This is a genomic window from Micropruina sp. (assembly GCF_047602385.1).
Lineage (GTDB): Bacteria > Actinomycetota > Actinomycetes > Propionibacteriales > Propionibacteriaceae > Micropruina.
The window spans coordinates 476,672-493,490 of the sequence record NZ_JASGHL010000003.1 but is presented as its reverse complement, the minus strand read 5'-3'; the positions used below and the strand labels follow the sequence as shown (position 1 = coordinate 493,490).

Here is a 16,819-nt window from a genome sequence, read left to right as displayed (position 1 = left end):
GTGGCAGCGATTAGGTTGCCCACCGGGAGTCGTTGAAGGGAATCCGTCATGCACCGTCGCAAGGGTCTCGCCCTCCTGGTCGTCCTCGCCCTCATGCTGGGCTGGTTCGCCGCCGCGCCGCCGGCCCGCGCGCAGCAGCGGGTCGTCACCCTGGTCGGCGACCTGCAGAGCGAGCTGGGCTGCTCAGCCGACTGGCAGCCGGTCTGCACCGGCACCGACCTGGTGCAGCACGGCAACGGCTACAGCCGTGCCTTCACCGTGCCGGCCGGCGAGTGGCAGCTGAAGGTCGTGATCAACCACTCCTGGAACGAGAGCTACGGCGCGCAGGGCGGCTCGGCGAACATCCCGCTCGCGCTGACCAAGCCGGCCCGGCTGCTGTTCGGCTACGACGACGCCACCCACCTGGTCACCATCAAGCCACTCGACCTGCCCGGCTCGACCACCGCCGCCGACCGCAAGCTGGCCGTGGGATCGCTGCGCGAAGCGCTCACCCGCGAACGGTTCTATTTCCTGATGGCCGACCGGTTCGCCAACGGCAACAAATCCAACGACACCGGCGGGCTGGTCGGCGGGCCGCTGAAGACCGGCTTCGACCCGACCGACAGCGGCTTCTACCACGGCGGCGACCTGAAGGGCGTGGCTGCCAAGCTCGACTACATCAAGGGTCTCGGCACCACCGCGATCTGGCTGACGCCGTCGTTCAAGAACAACCCGGTGCAGGGCTCCGGCAGCGACGTGAGCGCCGGCTACCACGGCTACTGGATCACCGACTTCACCCAGATCGACCCGCACCTGGGCAGCAACGCCGACATGAAGGCCCTGATCGCCAAGGCACACGCCAAGGGCATGAAGGTGTTCTTCGACATCATCACCAACCACACCGCCGACATCATCGACTACGCCGACCCGACCGCCGGCGGCACCACCCCCTACACCTACATCAACAAAGAGACGGCGCCGTACAGGACCGCCGGCGGGCAGGACTTCGACGACCGTGACTACGTGAACAAGCAGTTCCCGGCGCTCGACCCCGCGACGTCCTTCCCGTACACGCCGACGTTCCGCACCGAGGCCGACAAGACCGTCAAGGTGCCGGCCTGGCTGAACGACCCGACGCTGTACCACAACCGCGGCAACTCGACCTTCGCCGGTGAGTCGTCCACCTACGGCGACTTCGTCGGGTTGGACGACCTGTTCACCGAGAACCCCACGGTGGTCGAGGGCATGGAGAAGGTCTACCAAACCTGGGCCGACTTCGGCATCGACGGGTTCCGGATCGACACCGTCAAGCACGTGAACACCGAGTTCTGGCAGCAGTTCATTCCCTCGGTGCTCAACCACGCCAAGGCCAAGAACGACGACTTCTTCATGTTCGGCGAGGTCTACGACAGCTCGCCGACCTACACCAGCCAGTACACGACCACGGGACGGCTGCAGGCGACCCTCGACTTCGGCTTCCAGAACGCCGCGCTCGGCTTCGCCCAGGGCAAAGCGACCACCGGCCTGCGCGACCTGTACGCGGGCGACGACTGGTACACCGACGCCGACAGCAACGCTTACCAACTGCCGACCTTCACCGGGAACCACGACATGGGCCGGATGTCCTACCTGCTCCGCTCGTCCGGGGTGAGCGCCGGCGACACCCTGACCCGGCTCAAGCTGGCCAACGCGCTGATGTACCTGACTCGCGGTCAACCGGTGGTCTACTACGGCGACGAGCAGGGCTTCGCCGGCAGCGGCGGTGACAAGGCGTCCCGGCAGGACATGTTCGCCACCAAAGTGCCCGCGTACGCGAAGGAAGAGGTGATCGGCGGGCCGTCCGGGTCGCGCGACCGGTACAACACCTCCGCTCCGCTGTACCGGCAGGTCGCGCAACTGGCCAAGCTGCGGGCCAGGCACCCGGCCCTCGCCGACGGTGCCCAGGTGCACCGCTACGCCTCGAACGAGGCCGGCATCTTCGCCGTCAGCCGCATCGATAAGGCCAGCCGGCGCGAGTACCTGGTGGTCACCAACAACGCCACCGAGCCCGCCTCGGCCACCTTCGCCAGCTACTCGCCGAACACCCGCTTCGACGCGCTGCTGGGCGCTGGCGGCGACGTCCGCGCCGATCGCGCCGGACGGGTGACCGTGCGGGTGCCGGCGCTCGGCGTGCGAGTGTTCCGGGCCACCAAGCCGATGCCGGGGTCGTCCGCCGCCCCGGTGATCGTGCCGCTCACCCCGAAGGCCGGCGGCACCGTCGGCGGACGCGCCGAGCTGTCGGTGGCGCTGGCCGACACCAGCCAGTTCGCCGAGGTGAGCTTCTACTACCGGCCCGCCGGAACCACCGACTGGAAGCTGATCGGCACCGACGACAACCCGCGCTACCGGGTCTACCAAGACGTCACCGGGCTGCCGAAGGGCTCCCTGCTGGAGTACCGGATCGTGGCCAAGGACCTCTCCGGACGCTACTCGGCCACCTCCAGCTGGGCGTTCGTGGGCGACCCGGTCGGGTCGTCCGGACCGGGCACGATCAGCTACGACCCGCCGGCGAAGCAGCCCGGCTCGGTCTCTGTCCCCGGCTCGTTCAACGCTTCGCTGGGCTGTGCCGCCGACTGGCTGCCTGACTGCGACAAGGCGAAACTCGCCCTGGATGCCGAGGACCAGATCTGGAAGGCCTCCTTCAATCTTCCCGCCGGCGACTACGACTACAAGGCGGCGCTGAACGGCGGCTGGGACGAGAACTACGGCGCCGGCGGTGCCCGCAACGGCTCCAACATCAACGTCAAACCCACCGGTGGCACGGTCGGCTTCTACTACGACCACGCCACGCACTGGGTGACCAGCAGCGCCCAGGGGCCGATCCTGACCGCGCCCGGAAGCTTCCAGAGTGAGCTTGGCTGTACCTCCGACTGGAAGCCGGACTGCATGCGGCCCTGGCTGCAGGACCTGGACGGCGACGGCACCTACACCTGGGCGTCGGTGAAGATCCCGCAGGGCAGCTATGAGTTCAAGATCGCCCATGGCCTGACCACCGACGAGACCTATCCCGCCGACAACGTGCCGCTGACGGTGCCGTCCGACGGCATGCAGGTCACCATCACCTACGTGCTGGCCACCCATCAGGTGTCGGTGTCGGTCGCCCAGCCCAGTGCCACCCCGGACCTGTCCGTGGCCCGGGCGGTGCTGGTCGGTGACGGACTGATCGCCTACCCCGCCCATGCCGTGCCGGCGGGAGCATCGCCGTCCGGGTTCACCTGGCGGCTGCACGCCTCCGCCAAGGGTGGTCTCGCGATCGACGCCGAAGCGGTCGTCGGTGGCCAGGTGTACACCCTCACCCGGGTCAGCCGGGGGCTACTGGTGAGCTTCCGACGTGCGCACCCAGAGCTGGCCAACGCCATCGTGCTGCGCGTCGAACCGGCGGCAGCGATCCGGATGAAACGGCTGCTGGCTGGCCAGGTCGCGGTCGCCATGTACGACGATCAGGGACGTCTGGTCGACGCCACCGGACTGAAACGGGCGTAGCGGAGCCCCGGAGGTCGAGCCGGTCCCGTTGGTCGAAGCACACCGAGACCACCTCGCCGGCACCCCTAGGCTGTGCGCATGACGGCCTACCACGCTGAGGCGAGCGATACCGAAGGCAAGGAAGTCCTCACCTGGGAGGGTTTCGGAAAGGCGAGCCGTGAGCTGGCCGAGCAGGTCGTCGGCGACTCCTTCCGTCCGGAGGTTATTGTCGCTGTGGCACGAGGCGGGCTGCTGCTCGCCGGCTCGCTGGCCTACGCGCTCGGGGTGAAGCTGGCCGACGCGATGAACGTCGAGTTCTACACCGATGTCGCCGAGACCCTGCCCGATCCGGTGCTGCTGGCGCCGCTGCTCGACATCGACAGCATCGCCGGGCGCCGGGTCCTGGTCGTCGACGACGTCGCCGACTCCGGACGCACCCTGCAACTGGTGATGGACATCCTGCTCAAGCACGGCGCCGAGGTGCGCACCGCTGCGCTGTACACCAAGCCGACCTCGATCTACCGGGTCGACTACGTGTGGAAGGACACCGACGCCTGGATCGTCTTCCCTTGGTCGGCGCTGCCGCCGGTGGACGGCGTCCGCTAGCCAGCGGGCCCCGATGCTCACCGTCGGCACAGAACGGGAGTTGCTGGAGGCGGTGCTCGATGAGAGCCGGGCCGATCTGGTCCGATGCCTCGCCGGCTTGAGCGATGCCGATGCGCGGCGGCGTCTGGTGCCCTCGTTGACCACCCCACTGGGTCTGCTCACCCATGCCGCCGCTGCTGAACGCTCCTGGTTCCAGCGCAGGCTGGCCGGCCTGCCGTCCTCGGAATGGGACGGTTACGCCTATGGCGACGACGCCAGCTTCGGCTATGAGGACGATCTCACCGTCACCGCCGCCGTCCAGCGCTTCGAACACGCCTGCGCCCGCAGCCGGGCGATAGCCGCCGGCGTCGACGACCTCGATAGCGAGGTCCACCACGAGCGCATCGGAGTGGTGACGCTGCGCTGGATCTATCTGCACATGATTCGGGAGTTGGCCCGCCACGCGGGTCACGCCGACATCCTTCGCGAACAGATCGACGGGGCGACGATGACCGGGGCGCAGTTCGGCGTGCCGCCGGAGGACGCTGGCTGAGTTACTCCCCGGCCCGCACTGACCGCTCCCCAAAAAGTTCGAGGAGCGCTTGGGCGGGTTCAGCGGAAGATCACCGTGCGCTGGCCGTCGGCCATGATCCGATGCTCGGCGAACAGCTTCACCGCGTCGGTCAGGGTGCGGGACTCCTGCTCCTGGCCGAGCGCCACCAGTTCCGGGACATCGACGGTGTGGTCCACGCGGCGGACGTTCTGCTCGATGATCGGGCCCTCGTCCAGGTCGGCGGTGACGAAGTGCGCGGTGGCGCCGATCAGCTTCACTCCGCGACTGTGCGCCTGCCGGTACGGGTTGGCGCCCTTGAAGCCGGGCAGGAACGAGTGGTGGATGTTGATCGCGCGTCCGGCCAGCCGCTCGCACAACTCCGGCGACAGGATCTGCATGTAGCGGGCCAGCACCACCAGTTCGATGTCGTGCTGTTCGACCGCCTCGATCACCCTCGCCTCGAACGCCGCCTTGGTGTGCGGCAGTACCACATGATCCTCGAACGGGACGCCGTAGAACGCGGCCAGATCACCGAGATCGGGGTGGTTGGCCAGGATCAACGGCACCTCGATCTGCAAGTAGCCCGAGCGGGCCCGGAATAGCAGGTCGTTGAGGCAGTGTCCGGCCCTGGACGCCAGGATCAGTGTGCGACGGGGACGTCCGACGTAGTCAAGCACCCATTCGGCGCCGAGGGACTGCGCGATCGGGGTGACTGCGTGCTCGAAAACCGAACGGTCGAAACCGGACTGCACCTGGACGCGCATATAGAACCGGTCGGACTCCGGCGAGCTGAACTGCTGCAGCTCGGTGATGTTGCCGTAGGCCTGTGCGATCGCCCCGGTGACGGCATGGACGATGCCGGGCCGGTCGTCGCAGGCCAGGGTCAGCAACCAGTGGGTGGAGTCGATCACCGCGCAAGGGTACCGGCCACCGAGCAAGGTCCGCGTGGTGTTCAACGGCACCCGGGTCGGCCTGCGGCCGCCGCGAGAGCCGTCGGTGGTGATTGACGGCGTGGGCTCGCGGCACCCGTGCCGTGTCACGCGGCGAAACACCCGTTAACACCGACCGCAGATGTCGTGGATCCGGCTCTCGCGGCGAAATGCGCATTCTCGGCCGGCCCGGGTCCGCTCAATACGCTCATTGCTGCGCGGGCGAACGCAGCTGGTCGACCGCTCGCGGCGAAAACGCGCGAATCTCCGCGGGTGGCAGTTCGACCCGGGTCCGGCAAGTTTCGACCAACCAAGACCAGCACTTCGTCAGGGAAGCGCTGGTCGAGCTTGTCGAGACCCCTCTGACGCGGAGATTCGGCGGAATCGCCCCATCCCACCATCCGCGCGCGAAGCCGCGGTCAGCCGCGGGCAACGGGTTTCGACAAGCTCAACCAGCGAATCTCAGCATTGATCAGCGCTTCCTGAGCGGATCAGAGGGCGTCGATGGCGGCGTTCAGCGTCGTCGAGGGACGCATCACCGCACTGGTCAGCGCTTCGTCGGGCCGGTAGTAGCCGCCCAGGTCGGCGGGGGATCCCTGCACCGCGAGCAGTTCGGCGGTGATCGTCGCCTCCTGGGCGCGCAGCGTCTCGGCGAGCGGCGCGAACCGGGTGGCCAGCGTCTGGTCATCGCTCTGCCCGGCCAGCTCCTCGGCCCAGAACAGCGCCAGGTAGAAGTGGCTGCCGCGGTTGTCGATGGTGCCCAGCCGGCGTCCCGGCGACTTGTTCTCGCTGAGGAAGGTGCCGGTCGCTCGGTCCAGGGTGACGCTCAGCACCTGGGCGGACGCGTTGCCGGTGACCTCGGCGTACTTGGCGAAGCTCTCGGCCAGTGCCAGGAACTCGCCGAGGCTGTCCCAGCGCAGGTAGTTCTCCTTGACCAGCTGCTGGACGTGCTTGGGCGCCGACCCGCCGGCGCCGGTCTCGAACAGCCCGCCGCCGTTGATCAGCGGAACCACCGAAAGCATCTTGGCCGAGGTGCCCACCTCAAGGATCGGGAACAGGTCGGTGTTGTAGTCGCGCAGCACGTTGCCGGTCACCGAGATGGTGTTCTTGCCCTGCCGGATGCGCTCGACAGACACCGTGGTCGCCTCGATCGGGGACGCGATGGTGATGTCCAGCCCGGTGCTGTCGCCGGCGATGTCCGGGTCGCCGAGATAGGTCGTCACCTTGGCGATCAGGTTGGCGTCGTGGGCGCGGCTCTCGTCGAGCCAGAAGATAGCCGGGTCGCCGGTGGCGCGGGCGCGGGTCACCGCCAGCTTGACCCAGTCGCGGATCGGCACGTCCTTGGTCTGGCAGGCGCGCCAGATGTCACCAGGCTGGACAGCATGCTCGATGAGTGCGTCGCCGGCCCGGTTGACCACCCGCACCGTGCCGGCCTGACCGATCTCGAAGGTCTTGTCGTGCGAGCCGTACTCCTCGGCGGCCTGCGCCATCAGCCCGACGTTGGCCACCGAGCCCATCGTCGCCGGGTCGTAGGCACCATTGGCTCGGCAGTCGTCGATGACCGCCTGGTAGATGCCCGCGTAGGACGAGTCCGGGATCACCGCCAGGGTTTCGGCCTCCTTTCCGTCCGGGCCCCACATATGGCCGCCGATCCGGATCATCGCCGGCATGGAGGCGTCCACGATCACATCGGACGGCACGTGCAGGTTGGTGATGCCGCGATCGGAATCGACCATCGCCAGCGCCGGTCCGTCGGCCAGCTCCTGCTCGAAGGACGCCTTGATGGCGGCACCGTCGGGCAGGGCGTCCAGTCCGGCGAGGATGCCGCCCAGACCGTTGTTGGGGCTCAGCCCGGCCGCGGCCAGGGCGTCGCCGTACTTCTCGAAGGTGGTGGGGAAGAACGCCCGCACCACATGGCCGAAGATGATCGGGTCGGAGACCTTCATCATGGTGGCCTTCAGATGCACCGAGAACAGCACGCCGGCGTCCTTGGCCTCGGCGACCTGTGCGGCCAGGAAGCGATCGAGCGCCTCGGCGCGCATCACGGTGCCGTCGACGACCTCGCCGGCCAGCACCGGCACGGACGCCTTGAGCACGACGGTCTCGCCGCCGTCGGACGGCACCAGTTCGATGCGTAGCTCGTCGTCGGCCTCGACCACCACCGACTTCTCGTTGTGCCGGAAGTCGTCGGCGTCCATCGTCGCGACGTTGGTCTTCGAATCGGGGCTCCAGGCGCCCATGGAGTGCGGGTGCTGGCGGGCGTAGTTCTTCACCGACTCGGGGGCGCGGCGGTCGGAGTTGCCCTCGCGCAGCACCGGGTTGACCGCGCTGCCCTTGACCTTGTCGTAGCGGGCTTTGACCTCGGCCTCGGCCTCGCCGGACGGGTTGTCGGGGTAGTCGGGCAGGTCGTAGCCCTTGCTCTGCAGCTCGGCGATCGCGGCCTTGAGTTGCGGCATCGACGCGCTCACGTTGGGCAGCTTGATGATGTTGGCGTCCGGGGTCTTGGCCAGCTCGCCGAGCTCGGCCAGCGCGTTCGGCAGCCGCTGCTCGGCGGTGAGCCGTTCGGGGAACAGGGCGATGATGCGGCCGGCCAGGGAGATGTCGCGCGTTTCGACGTCGACCCCCGCTGCCGCGGCATAGGCCTGGACGATCGGCAGGAAGGAGTACGTCGCCAGCAGCGGCGCCTCGTCGGTGTGCGTGTAGATGATCGGACTCATCGTGACCCTTCATGCCTGGAGGTTGCCTGACGGCAGGAGACTACCAATCACGCCCGACGATTCCTGGCCGCTCAGCCCAGGGGCACGGTCAGCGTCCGGGAACCCGCATCGCACTGGGTTGCGCCGCGGCCATCCGGGACCAGGCCTGCTGCCACGTTGCGGTGCGGAACCGTCGATCGCGGCGGAACCCAAAGCGGTCAGGTGTCGATGGTGCTCATATCGCCGTAGCGGGCACCGCGGACGGCGTCGCGCGGGACCGCCTCGGTGAGGCTGGCCAGGTCGTCCGCAGTGAGCGAGACGGTGACCGCGGCCGCATTCTCCTCCAGGTAGCGGACCCGCTTGGTGCCAGGGATCGGGACGACGTCGTCGCCCTGGGCGAGCACCCAGGCCAGTGCGAGTTGGCCGGGCGTACAGCCGTGGGCGCCGGCCAACTCGCGGACGCGGTCGACCAACCGCAGGTTCGCCTCCAGCGCCTCGCCCTGGAAGCGGGGGAAGTAGGCCGTCGCCCGGCTGTCGCCCTCGTCCGGCGAGCTGGTGATCGCGCCGGTGAGCAGGCCGCGGCCGAGCGGCGAGTACGGCACCAGGCCGATCCCGAGTTCGCGCAGGGTGGGCAGGATCGATTCCTCGACATCGCGGGTGAACAGCGAGTATTCGGTCTGCAGCGCGGTGATCGGGTGCACCTTGTGCGCCCGGCGGATCGTCTCCGGCGAGGCCTCCGACAACCCCAGGAAGCGCACCTTTCCGGCTTCGACAAGCTCTTTCATCGCGCCGACAGTGTCCTCGATCGGCACGCTGAAGTCGACCCGATGCTGGTAGTAGAGGTCGATGTGGTCGACGCCGAGCCGCTGCAGGGACGCGTCGCAGGCGGCCCGGACGTACTCGGGGCGTCCGTTGACACCCAGGCGGGTGCCGTCCGGACGCCGTTCGTTGCCGAATTTGGTGGCCAGTTGGACCTCGTCACGGCGTCCACCGATCGCCTCGCCGACCAGCTTCTCGTTGGTGAAGGGCCCGTACATGTCCGCGGTGTCCAAGAGGGTGACACCGAGGTCGAGGGCGCGCCGGATGGTGGCGACGCCGCCGGCGTGGTCCGGGCTGCCGTAGAACTCCGACATGCCCATGCAACCCAGGCCGAGCGCCGACACGGTCAGGGCGGCGGCGTCCGAGCCAAGGGTGCGGGTCGGGATCTGTGTGGTCATGACTCCAGCCAACACCCGAGGCGCCGCTGAGGGAAGCGGGCCGGGGCGAGTCCGGCGAGCCACGTGGACCGCGGGGACGGTTCTTTCCGTACCGAAGTGGACCGAAAGAACCGTCCTCGCGTACCGGTCTTGCGTCGTCAGCCGCCGAACGGCACCAGGAAGCGTCCGATCGCGACGAACGCGGCCAGGACCAGCAGGACGGTTTGCGGAACGATTGTCTCGTGGCGGCGCAGATGGACGACGATGGCGCCGATCATGATGGCGGCCAGGCCGAGCGCCGCGACCGGAACGAGGACCGGCAGGATGCCGGTGACGGCGGGCAGGATCAGGCCCAGCGCCCCGAGGATCTCCAGGGTCCCGATGGTTTTCACCGTCGACGCGGAGAAGTCCTCCGTCCAGGCCAGTCCGGACGCCGCGAGCGCGTCCTTGCGTCGGGTGACCTTCATCGCGCCGGCGCCAAGGAAGGCGAGCGCAAGCAGTCCGGCGACGATCCACAAGGTGATGTTCATGCTGTCCACTTTCCAAGTTATTTCATGTATGAAGTAAAACGCTACTGCTGATTACTTCACGCTTCAAGTTGATCGGCAGCAGATGGGTGGGCGCGATGAGGCGTCGGGGCTACCATGCCCGGGTGGAGGACGCGGCCGAGACCCGGTGGCTGGACGCCGAGGAGCGAACGGCCTGGCTCAGTCTGGCCGGGCTGCTGATGCGGCTCGGACCGGCGCTGGACGCCCAGTTGCGCCGCGACGCCGGGCTCACCCTGTTCGAGTATTCGGTGTTGGCCGGGCTTTCCGAACAGGACGAGCGAACCCTGCGGATGAGCGAGCTGGCCGTGGTCGCCGAAGGCTCGCTGTCGCGGCTCTCGCAGGTGGTGGCCCGACTAGAGGCCAAAGGCCTCATCCGGCGCGCCGCCGACCCCGCCGACGGCAGGTCGACGCTGGCCACGCTGACCGATCTGGGCTGGCAGCGGGTCGTGGCGTCCGCGCCGGGTCACGTCGCCGAGGTGCGCCGACTGGTCATCGACCCGCTCACCCGCGCCCAAGTCAGGCAACTCGCCGCGATCGGACGACGGATCGGTCTGGCCATCGATCCCGGCGGCGAGTGCCAGCCGAATTGACCGTCGCGGCGGCGGGACGCCCGGAGTCGTGACTTCGAACGTCCCGCCTCGGCTCACGCCTGGCGCAGGCTGAACCGGCGGGTCTCCTCGTCGACCTGCAGGACGCGGGCGCGCACCCGGTCACCGACGGCGACCGCGGTCACCGTCTCGGTGGCGGGCAGCAGGCCGTCGACGCCTTCGTCCACCCGGACGAACGCCCCGAACGGCAGCACCGTCACCACGGTGCCCTCGACGATCTCGCTGCGGCGAGCGACGAAGGCCTGCCAGGCCCGATCGGCCGGCGGATTGTGCGTTGTGCTCATGATTCACCTCCTCTCCTACGCACTCGATGTCGATGTGCGCGGGAGGGCGGGCCCCTGGCCCGCCGCCCGAGGGTCACCGCAGGGCCGGGGAACCTTCCGTGCAGCGGCTGGTGGCCGACCCGGCAGTCATGACGGCAAGGCTAGACCCGCCGCGGACGCGCGCCGACAGGAGTGTCGGTGCCGGCTCTTAGGCTCGCGTCATGATCACCACGCTGGCCGTGCACGGTTACCGATCGCTGCGCGAGATCGCGCTGCCGCTGCAGCGGCTGACCGTCGTCACCGGGGCCAATGGGGTCGGCAAGTCCAACCTGTACCGGGCGTTCCACCTGCTGGCCGACGTGGCGTCCGGACGGCTGATCGGCTCGATCGCCGCCGCCGGCGGGCTGTCGTCGGTGCTGTGGGCCGGGCCGGAGCAGATCTCCGGCGCGATGCGGCGCGGCGAGGCACCCGTCCAGGGCACCGGCTCGCGCAAGGCGCCGATCAGCCTGCAGCTCGGCTTCACCGCCGACGACCTCGGCTACCTGATCGACGTCGGGCTGCCGGTGCCGGAGCACCCCCCGTCAATCTTCGGGCGCGACCCGATCATCAAACGCGAGCTCATCTGGGCCGGTCCGGTGCTGCGTCCCGCGGCCACCCTGCTGGAACGGACGGCGCGGGGCGTCCGGGTCGCCGAGGACGCCGGACGCGCCGCGAACCGGGCCGGCGGCCACATCGAGGTCGGCCTGCCGCCGTGGGCCAGCGTGCTGGACGAGCTGGTCGACCCGGTGCACCGGCCCGAGGTGACCGCCATTCGTGATGTGGTGCGGGGCTGGCGCTTCTACGACAGCTTCCGGGTCGATCCGGACGCCCCGGCCCGGCAACCGCAGGTCGGCACCCGCACCGAAGTGCTCGCCGCCGACGGCCACGACCTGGCACCCGCCGTCGCCACGATCCTGGAGTCCGCTTGGGAGCAGCCGTTTCGGCGCGCGGTCGCCGACGCCTTCGACGGCACCGAGGTATCGGTCGCCGACTACGGCGGACGCTTCGAGGTCGAACTGCAGCAGCCCGGCATGCTGCGCCCGCTCACCGGACGGGAACTCTCCGACGGAACGCTGCGCTTCCTGCTGCTCGCCGCCGCGCTGTTCAGTCCGCGTCCGCCCGGCCTGATGGTGCTCAACGAGCCGGAGACCTCGCTGCACCCCGAGGTGCTGCCCGCCCTGAACCGGCTGATGGTGACCGCGGCCGAACGCAGTCAGGTGGTGGTCGTCACCCACGCCCGGGGCCTGGTGGACGACTTGGCCGGCGCGGGCGCGCTGCACCACGAACTCGTCAAGCCGTACGGCGAGACCGAGGTCGAGGGGCAGGGACTGTTGAGCCGTCCGACGTGGCAGTGGGGACGGCGATGACCGGCACGATAGCCTCGCCCGGTGAGCGAGTACCCCGCGGTTTCCTACGTGATGCCGGTGCTGAACGAGGAGCGCTACCTGGCCGACGCGGTGGCCGCGGTGCTGTCCCAGGAGTATCCGGCCGAGGCGGAACTGGTGCTGGCGCTCGGGGCGTCCAGCGACGGCACCACGGAGATCGCCCACGAGCTGGCGGCCGCGGACCGCCGGATCATCCTGGTCGACAACCCGCGCAACGACATTCCAGTTGGCCTCAACCTGGCCATCGCGGCCAGCCGGCACCCGATCGTGGTCCGCGTCGACGCCCATGCCGAGCTACCCGCCGGCTACACCCGCACCATGGTTGATCTGCTCAACGAGCACGGCGCGGTCAACGTCGGGGGAGTGATGCACGCCAAGGGCCGCACCCCGTTCCAGTCGGCGGTGGCCCGTGCGTACAACTCGCCCTGGGGTCTGGGCGGCGGGCAGTACCACGGTGCGGCGAAGGCGGGGCCGTCCGACAGCGCGTACCTGGGCGTATTCCGCCGGGAGGTGCTCGACGAGGTTGGCGGCTACGACGAGAGCCTGCGCCGGGCAGAGGACTGGGAACTGAACTCCAGGATCATCGCCGCCGGCCATCTGGTCTGGTACACCCCCGATGTCGCCGTCACCTACTGGCCGCGGGCCACCCCGGTCACGCTGCGCCGGCAGATGTTCGCCACCGGGGTATGGCGGGGACACCTGGTCCGCGACCAGGGCGGCAAGACGCCCTGGAAGTACGTCGCCCCGCCGGTGGTGGTGCTCGGGCTGGCGGCGTCAGCAACGGTGGCCGTGGCGCAGTCGGCAGGTGCGCTGCGGGGAGGTCCGGCGGCCGCGGCGACTGTCGTCCATGCTGCTCCGATCGCCTATGCCGCGGGTCTGGCGGCCGTCGCGAAGAAGTCGCTGGGTGCCGACTCGACGTCCGAATGGCTGCTGAATGTCGCGGTCCTGGGCATCATGCATCTCTCCTGGGGAGCGGGCTTCCTGCGCGGCATCGTCACCGGGGCTGCGGCGACGGTCGACAAATCCCGGCTGACCCGGCGCTGACCTCAGGGTCGGTGCGCCAGGCCGTCGACCGACCCGGGACGGCTAGCGTCGGGCCATGAGCTCAGCACTGCCACGGGTGGTCATCACGACGGCGGCCTCAGCCGACGGACGCATCGCTCTCAGCCGGAACACCCTGCTGCTCCAACCGGAGACGGCCGTCCGGTGGGCGGTGATGAAGCCGCCGGGAACCGAGGCGCTGTTCGCCGCCCGGCGAGCGGAGCACGGTGCCACGGTCACGATCGAGGGGAGCGGAAGCTTCGTCGAAGCCGGCAGCCGGCCCCTGACGCTGCCGCCGGCGGTGCTCGCCGAGGATGTGCTGCGCGCCGACAGCATTCCGCGGACCGCTCCCTCGTGGTTCGTCGTCGCCGACAGCCGAGGACGGGTGGACTGGACCTTCGCCGGCGACGAGCACACCGCGCTGGTGGTCCTGGTCTGCGAGGCCACGCCGCTGGGCTACCTGCAACTCCTCCACGACCGCGGAATCGGGCATCTGACCGCGGGCGCCGAACAGGTGGACCTGACGCTGGGCCTGGCCAAGATCGCGTCGGCACTGCACGCGGAGGTCGTGGTCGCCGACTCCGGGGGCACCTTCAACGCGGCCTTGCTGCGGGCGGGGCTGGTGGACGAGATCGACATCGTGACGCTGCCCGGCCTGATCGGTGGGGTGGGCACCCCGTCGGTGATGGACGGCGATCCGCTCGGTCCCGCCGAACTGCCGATCCGGCTCGAGTTGATCGATTGCGGCGCCACAGCCGACGGGTTGGTTCGCACCCGCTACCGGGTGCTCAACGAGGTGGGCCCGAAGAGCGGGCCGGCGGCCGGCCGGTGAGCGGGCTCGGCCGGCACCCCAAACGAGGACCGATAGGCTGAGCCGGTGATCGAGGGCAGACGATGAATTCCATCATCAGCAACATTCTGCTGATCTTCCTGTTCATCATCATCGGCGGAGTATTCGCCGCCGCAGAAATGGCGCTGGTCTCGCTGCGCGAGAGCCAGGTGAAACAACTCTCCACCCGCGGTCAGCGTGGCCGCACGGTGGCGGCGCTGGCCGCCAATCCGAACCGATTCCTGTCCGCGGTACAGATCGGGGTCACCCTGTCCGGCTTCCTGTCCGCCGCCTTCGGTGGCGCGACCCTGGAAGAGCCGATGTCGCAGGTGCTGATCGGGTGGGGCGTCCACGAGAGTGTTGCCGGCCCGCTCTCGCTGGTCACCATCACGGCGGTCATCTCCTACTTCTCGATCGTGATCGGCGAACTCACCGCCAAGCGGCTGGCGATGCAGAGCGCCGAGACCTTCGCCATGGGCCTGGCGCCCCTGGTCAACGCGATCGCGAGCGTGGCGCGTCCGGTGATCTGGTTCCTCGGCGTCTCCACCAACGGCCTGGTCCGGGTGCTCGGGGGCGATCCGAAGGCCGGCCGCGAAGAGGTCACCGACGAGGAGCTGCGGGCCATGGTGACCTCGTCGCCGACGCTGGGCGACGAGGAGCGCCAGATCGTCGACGAGGTGTTCGCGGCCGGCCAGGTCAGCCTGCGGGAGGCGATGGTGCCGCGCACCGAGGTCGACTTCCTGTCCGGCGACCTGCCTGCCCACAAGGCGATTCGCAGTTTCCATGAGCAGCCGCACAGTCGGTACCCGGTGATCGGCGAGGACGTCGACGACGTGCTCGGTTTCGTCCACGTCCGGGACCTGTTCGACCTCGACCCGGCTGCCCGCAACGCTCCGGTCGGCCAACTGGTGCGGCCGGTGGTGTCGTTGCCGCACACGATGAAGATCCTCCGGGCACTGTCCGAGATGCGGGCGGCGAACGCGCACCTGATCATCGTCCGCGACGAGTACGGCGGCACCGCCGGCATCGTCACCATGGAGGACCTGGTCGAAGAACTGGTCGGTGACATCTCCGACGAGTTCGACGGTCCTTCCGACAGCCGGACGGCCTCCCCGAGCGACGCCGATGTGGACGGGCTGGAGACTCTCGAGGAGTTCGGCGAGGACCACGGTTTCGTGCTTCCCGAGGGCCCCTACGACACGGTGGCAGGCTTCGTGATGGCGCATCTGGGTCACCTTCCCGAACTCGGCGAGGCGATCGAAGTGGTGCTGGAGCCGGTCGAGACCGCCGACGAGGATCGTCCCGAGCGGTTCGAGTTCACCGTCTCCGAACTCGATGGACGCCGCGCCGCGCGACTGCGGCTGCGTCGACTCGGTACGGTGCCGGTGGCTGACTAGCGGCCCGGACGCGTCCGGACGAGGAGGTGTGCAGTGCCTGAGCAGGATCCGGACGGTTCTCGGTTGCTGACCTCACCCGAGGTCGGCGAGTTGCTGGAGGCCGCGGTCGCACACGCCGGCGGCACGCTGCTCAACTGGGCGCTCGACCATGTCGACGCCAACCCGCTGCAGTCGACGACCGCGACCTACTCGGCATCGGTGCGGTGGCCCTACGGCGAGCGGGACGAACTGCTCGGGGTCAGCGCCCGGGCCGGCGGTCCGGTGCCCTCCGACAGCAAGGCCGAGATCTTCGCCGACGGTGATCGCGAAGTGGCGGTGTGGATCTACCCCAACGATCCCGACCTGCCGGGTCTGGCTCGCGCTGCCTACACCGAGCGGATGGCCGAGGTGCTCACCGAGGCCGCGGTGCTGGGCCGTCCGGTCACCGGCGCGGAGGTCAGGTTGCGGATGATCGGCTACCGGCCCCGGCGGCGGGCGGTGCTGCGGGTGGACGTCGATGAGCCGTCCGGCGCAGCGGTGACGCTGTACTGCAAGGTGCTGCGCGAGCGGGTCTTCGGCGATGTGGTGCGGCGCCACGAGGTGCTGCTGGCCGCTGGCGTCCCCGCCCCCGAGGTGGCTGCGACTACGCCCGATGCGCTCATGGTGCTGCGCAATGTGCCGGGCCGGCCGCTGGCGCAGGCGATCTTCGATTCCGACGACCCGTGCACCGCCGAGCAACTCATCCAGCTGCTGGACGCGATGCCGATGAGTGTCGCGCAGCTGGAGCGCCGGCCGCCCTGGTCGGACGCCGTGGAGCACTACGCCCAGATGGTGACCGCCGCGGTGCCGTCGGCGGGGCCGAAGCTCGCCTGGCTGACCACGCAGATCACCGGGGGGCTCGGCCCCGTCCCGCTGGGCAATGAGCCGACCCACGGCGACTTCCACGAGGGCCAGGTGCACGTGGCAGACGGCCGGATCGTCGGCGTCCTGGACGTGGACACGGTCGGTCCCGGACGCCGCGCCGATGACCTGGCCTGCCTGATCGCCCACCTGTCGACGATTCAGCGGATGAGTCCCGCCCAGGAGGCTCGGGTGCATCGGCTGATCCGCAGCTGGGTCCCGGTCTTCGACACCCGGGTCGACCCGACCGAGCTGCGGTTGCGGGCGGCGGCGGTGATCATCTCGCTGGCCACCGGCCCGTTCCGCGGCCAGGAGCCGGATTGGGAATGGGAAACGCTGCGGATGATCGCCTCCGCGGAGGCGCTGGTCCGCCAAGTGAGCTGACGCCCGG

The 16,819-nt window shown here is 69.3% G+C and carries 13 protein-coding genes and 1 pseudogene; 9 read left to right on the top strand and 5 right to left on the bottom strand.

Annotated features, from left to right (window positions below):
* Nucleotides 1-48 precede the first annotated feature (48 nt).
* The 3 genes from QM711_RS11855 (at nt 49) to QM711_RS11845 (ending at nt 4,618) form a co-directional block, all read left to right on the top strand.
* Entirely contained in the window at nt 49-3,501 is a 3,453-nt protein-coding gene (locus tag QM711_RS11855) for an alpha-amylase family glycosyl hydrolase (RefSeq protein WP_415099551.1), read from the top strand.
* Between the two features lie 78 nt (nt 3,502-3,579).
* Nucleotides 3,580-4,086, top strand: a complete 507-nt coding sequence (locus tag QM711_RS11850; RefSeq protein WP_415099549.1) for a phosphoribosyltransferase — start codon at nt 3,580-3,582, stop codon at nt 4,084-4,086.
* Between the two features lie 13 nt (nt 4,087-4,099).
* Nucleotides 4,100-4,618, top strand: a complete 519-nt coding sequence (locus tag QM711_RS11845) for a DinB family protein (protein WP_415099547.1) — start codon at nt 4,100-4,102, stop codon at nt 4,616-4,618.
* A gap of 59 nt (nt 4,619-4,677) precedes the next feature.
* Here the strand turns inward: QM711_RS11845 and QM711_RS11840 are convergent, their stop codons facing one another.
* The 4 genes from QM711_RS11840 to QM711_RS11825 all read right to left on the bottom strand — a co-directional run bounded on the left by QM711_RS11840 (nt 4,678) and on the right by QM711_RS11825 (nt 9,969).
* The gene (locus tag QM711_RS11840; RefSeq protein WP_415099545.1) at nt 4,678-5,529 is read right to left on the bottom strand and encodes a formyltetrahydrofolate deformylase; all 852 of its coding nucleotides are present in this window, start codon (nt 5,527-5,529) and stop codon (nt 4,678-4,680) included.
* A 509-nt stretch (nt 5,530-6,038) separates the two neighbouring features.
* Entirely contained in the window at nt 6,039-8,264 is a 2,226-nt protein-coding gene (locus QM711_RS11835) for an NADP-dependent isocitrate dehydrogenase (RefSeq protein WP_415099543.1), read from the bottom strand.
* A gap of 197 nt (nt 8,265-8,461) precedes the next feature.
* Nucleotides 8,462-9,460, bottom strand: a complete 999-nt coding sequence (locus QM711_RS11830; protein WP_415099541.1) for an aldo/keto reductase — start codon at nt 9,458-9,460, stop codon at nt 8,462-8,464.
* Nucleotides 9,461-9,597: 137 nt separating this feature from the next.
* Nucleotides 9,598-9,969: a DoxX family protein gene (locus QM711_RS11825; protein WP_415099539.1), complete on the bottom strand. Its 372-nt coding sequence runs from the start codon at nt 9,967-9,969 to the stop codon at nt 9,598-9,600.
* A 122-nt stretch (nt 9,970-10,091) separates the two neighbouring features.
* On the opposite strand from QM711_RS11825, the gene QM711_RS11820 reads away from it, so the two are divergent.
* Complete coding sequence (locus tag QM711_RS11820) at nt 10,092-10,577, top strand: MarR family winged helix-turn-helix transcriptional regulator (protein ID WP_415099537.1); 486 nt, start codon at nt 10,092-10,094, stop codon at nt 10,575-10,577.
* A gap of 53 nt (nt 10,578-10,630) precedes the next feature.
* Here QM711_RS11820 and QM711_RS11815 read toward each other — a convergent pair whose 3' ends face one another.
* Nucleotides 10,631-10,879: a S1 RNA-binding domain-containing protein gene (locus QM711_RS11815; RefSeq protein ID WP_415099535.1), complete on the bottom strand. Its 249-nt coding sequence runs from the start codon at nt 10,877-10,879 to the stop codon at nt 10,631-10,633.
* Nucleotides 10,880-11,079: 200 nt separating this feature from the next.
* Here QM711_RS11815 and QM711_RS11810 point away from each other — a divergent pair, with 200 nt between their 5' ends.
* From QM711_RS11810 to QM711_RS11790, 5 genes and pseudogenes are all read left to right on the top strand, one after another.
* Nucleotides 11,080-12,264: an AAA family ATPase gene (locus QM711_RS11810; protein ID WP_415099533.1), complete on the top strand. Its 1,185-nt coding sequence runs from the start codon at nt 11,080-11,082 to the stop codon at nt 12,262-12,264.
* A gap of 21 nt (nt 12,265-12,285) precedes the next feature.
* A complete protein-coding gene (locus QM711_RS11805) occupies nt 12,286-13,326 on the top strand; it encodes a glycosyltransferase family 2 protein (RefSeq protein WP_415099531.1) in 1,041 nt (346 codons plus the stop codon).
* A gap of 55 nt (nt 13,327-13,381) precedes the next feature.
* Entirely contained in the window at nt 13,382-14,155 is a 774-nt protein-coding gene (locus QM711_RS11800) for a dihydrofolate reductase family protein (RefSeq protein WP_415099529.1), read from the top strand.
* Between the two features lie 62 nt (nt 14,156-14,217).
* Nucleotides 14,218-15,590 (top strand): annotated as a pseudogene (locus QM711_RS11795) (hemolysin family protein).
* Nucleotides 15,583-16,812, top strand: a complete 1,230-nt coding sequence (locus QM711_RS11790) for a phosphotransferase (RefSeq protein WP_415099527.1) — start codon at nt 15,583-15,585, stop codon at nt 16,810-16,812. Before QM711_RS11795 ends, QM711_RS11790 begins: the two are co-directional and overlap by 8 nt.
* Nucleotides 16,813-16,819 lie beyond the last annotated feature (7 nt).

Bases quoted from the DNA above. Each gene is read 5' to 3' on its own strand.
- QM711_RS11810 (WP_415099533.1), top strand. From the start codon at position 11,080: ATGATCACCACGCTGGCCGTGCACGGTTACCGATCGCTGCGCGAGATC.
- QM711_RS11830 (WP_415099541.1), bottom strand. From the start codon at position 9,460: ATGACCACACAGATCCCGACCCGCACCCTTGGCTCGGACGCCGCCGCC.
- QM711_RS11850 (WP_415099549.1), top strand. From the start codon at position 3,580: ATGACGGCCTACCACGCTGAGGCGAGCGATACCGAAGGCAAGGAAGTC.
- QM711_RS11800 (WP_415099529.1), top strand. From the start codon at position 13,382: ATGAGCTCAGCACTGCCACGGGTGGTCATCACGACGGCGGCCTCAGCC.
- QM711_RS11825 (WP_415099539.1), bottom strand. From the start codon at position 9,969: ATGAACATCACCTTGTGGATCGTCGCCGGACTGCTTGCGCTCGCCTTC.
- QM711_RS11835 (WP_415099543.1), bottom strand. From the start codon at position 8,264: ATGAGTCCGATCATCTACACGCACACCGACGAGGCGCCGCTGCTGGCG.
- QM711_RS11845 (WP_415099547.1), top strand. From the start codon at position 4,100: ATGCTCACCGTCGGCACAGAACGGGAGTTGCTGGAGGCGGTGCTCGAT.
- QM711_RS11855 (WP_415099551.1), top strand. From the start codon at position 49: ATGCACCGTCGCAAGGGTCTCGCCCTCCTGGTCGTCCTCGCCCTCATG.
- QM711_RS11815 (WP_415099535.1), bottom strand. From the start codon at position 10,879: ATGAGCACAACGCACAATCCGCCGGCCGATCGGGCCTGGCAGGCCTTC.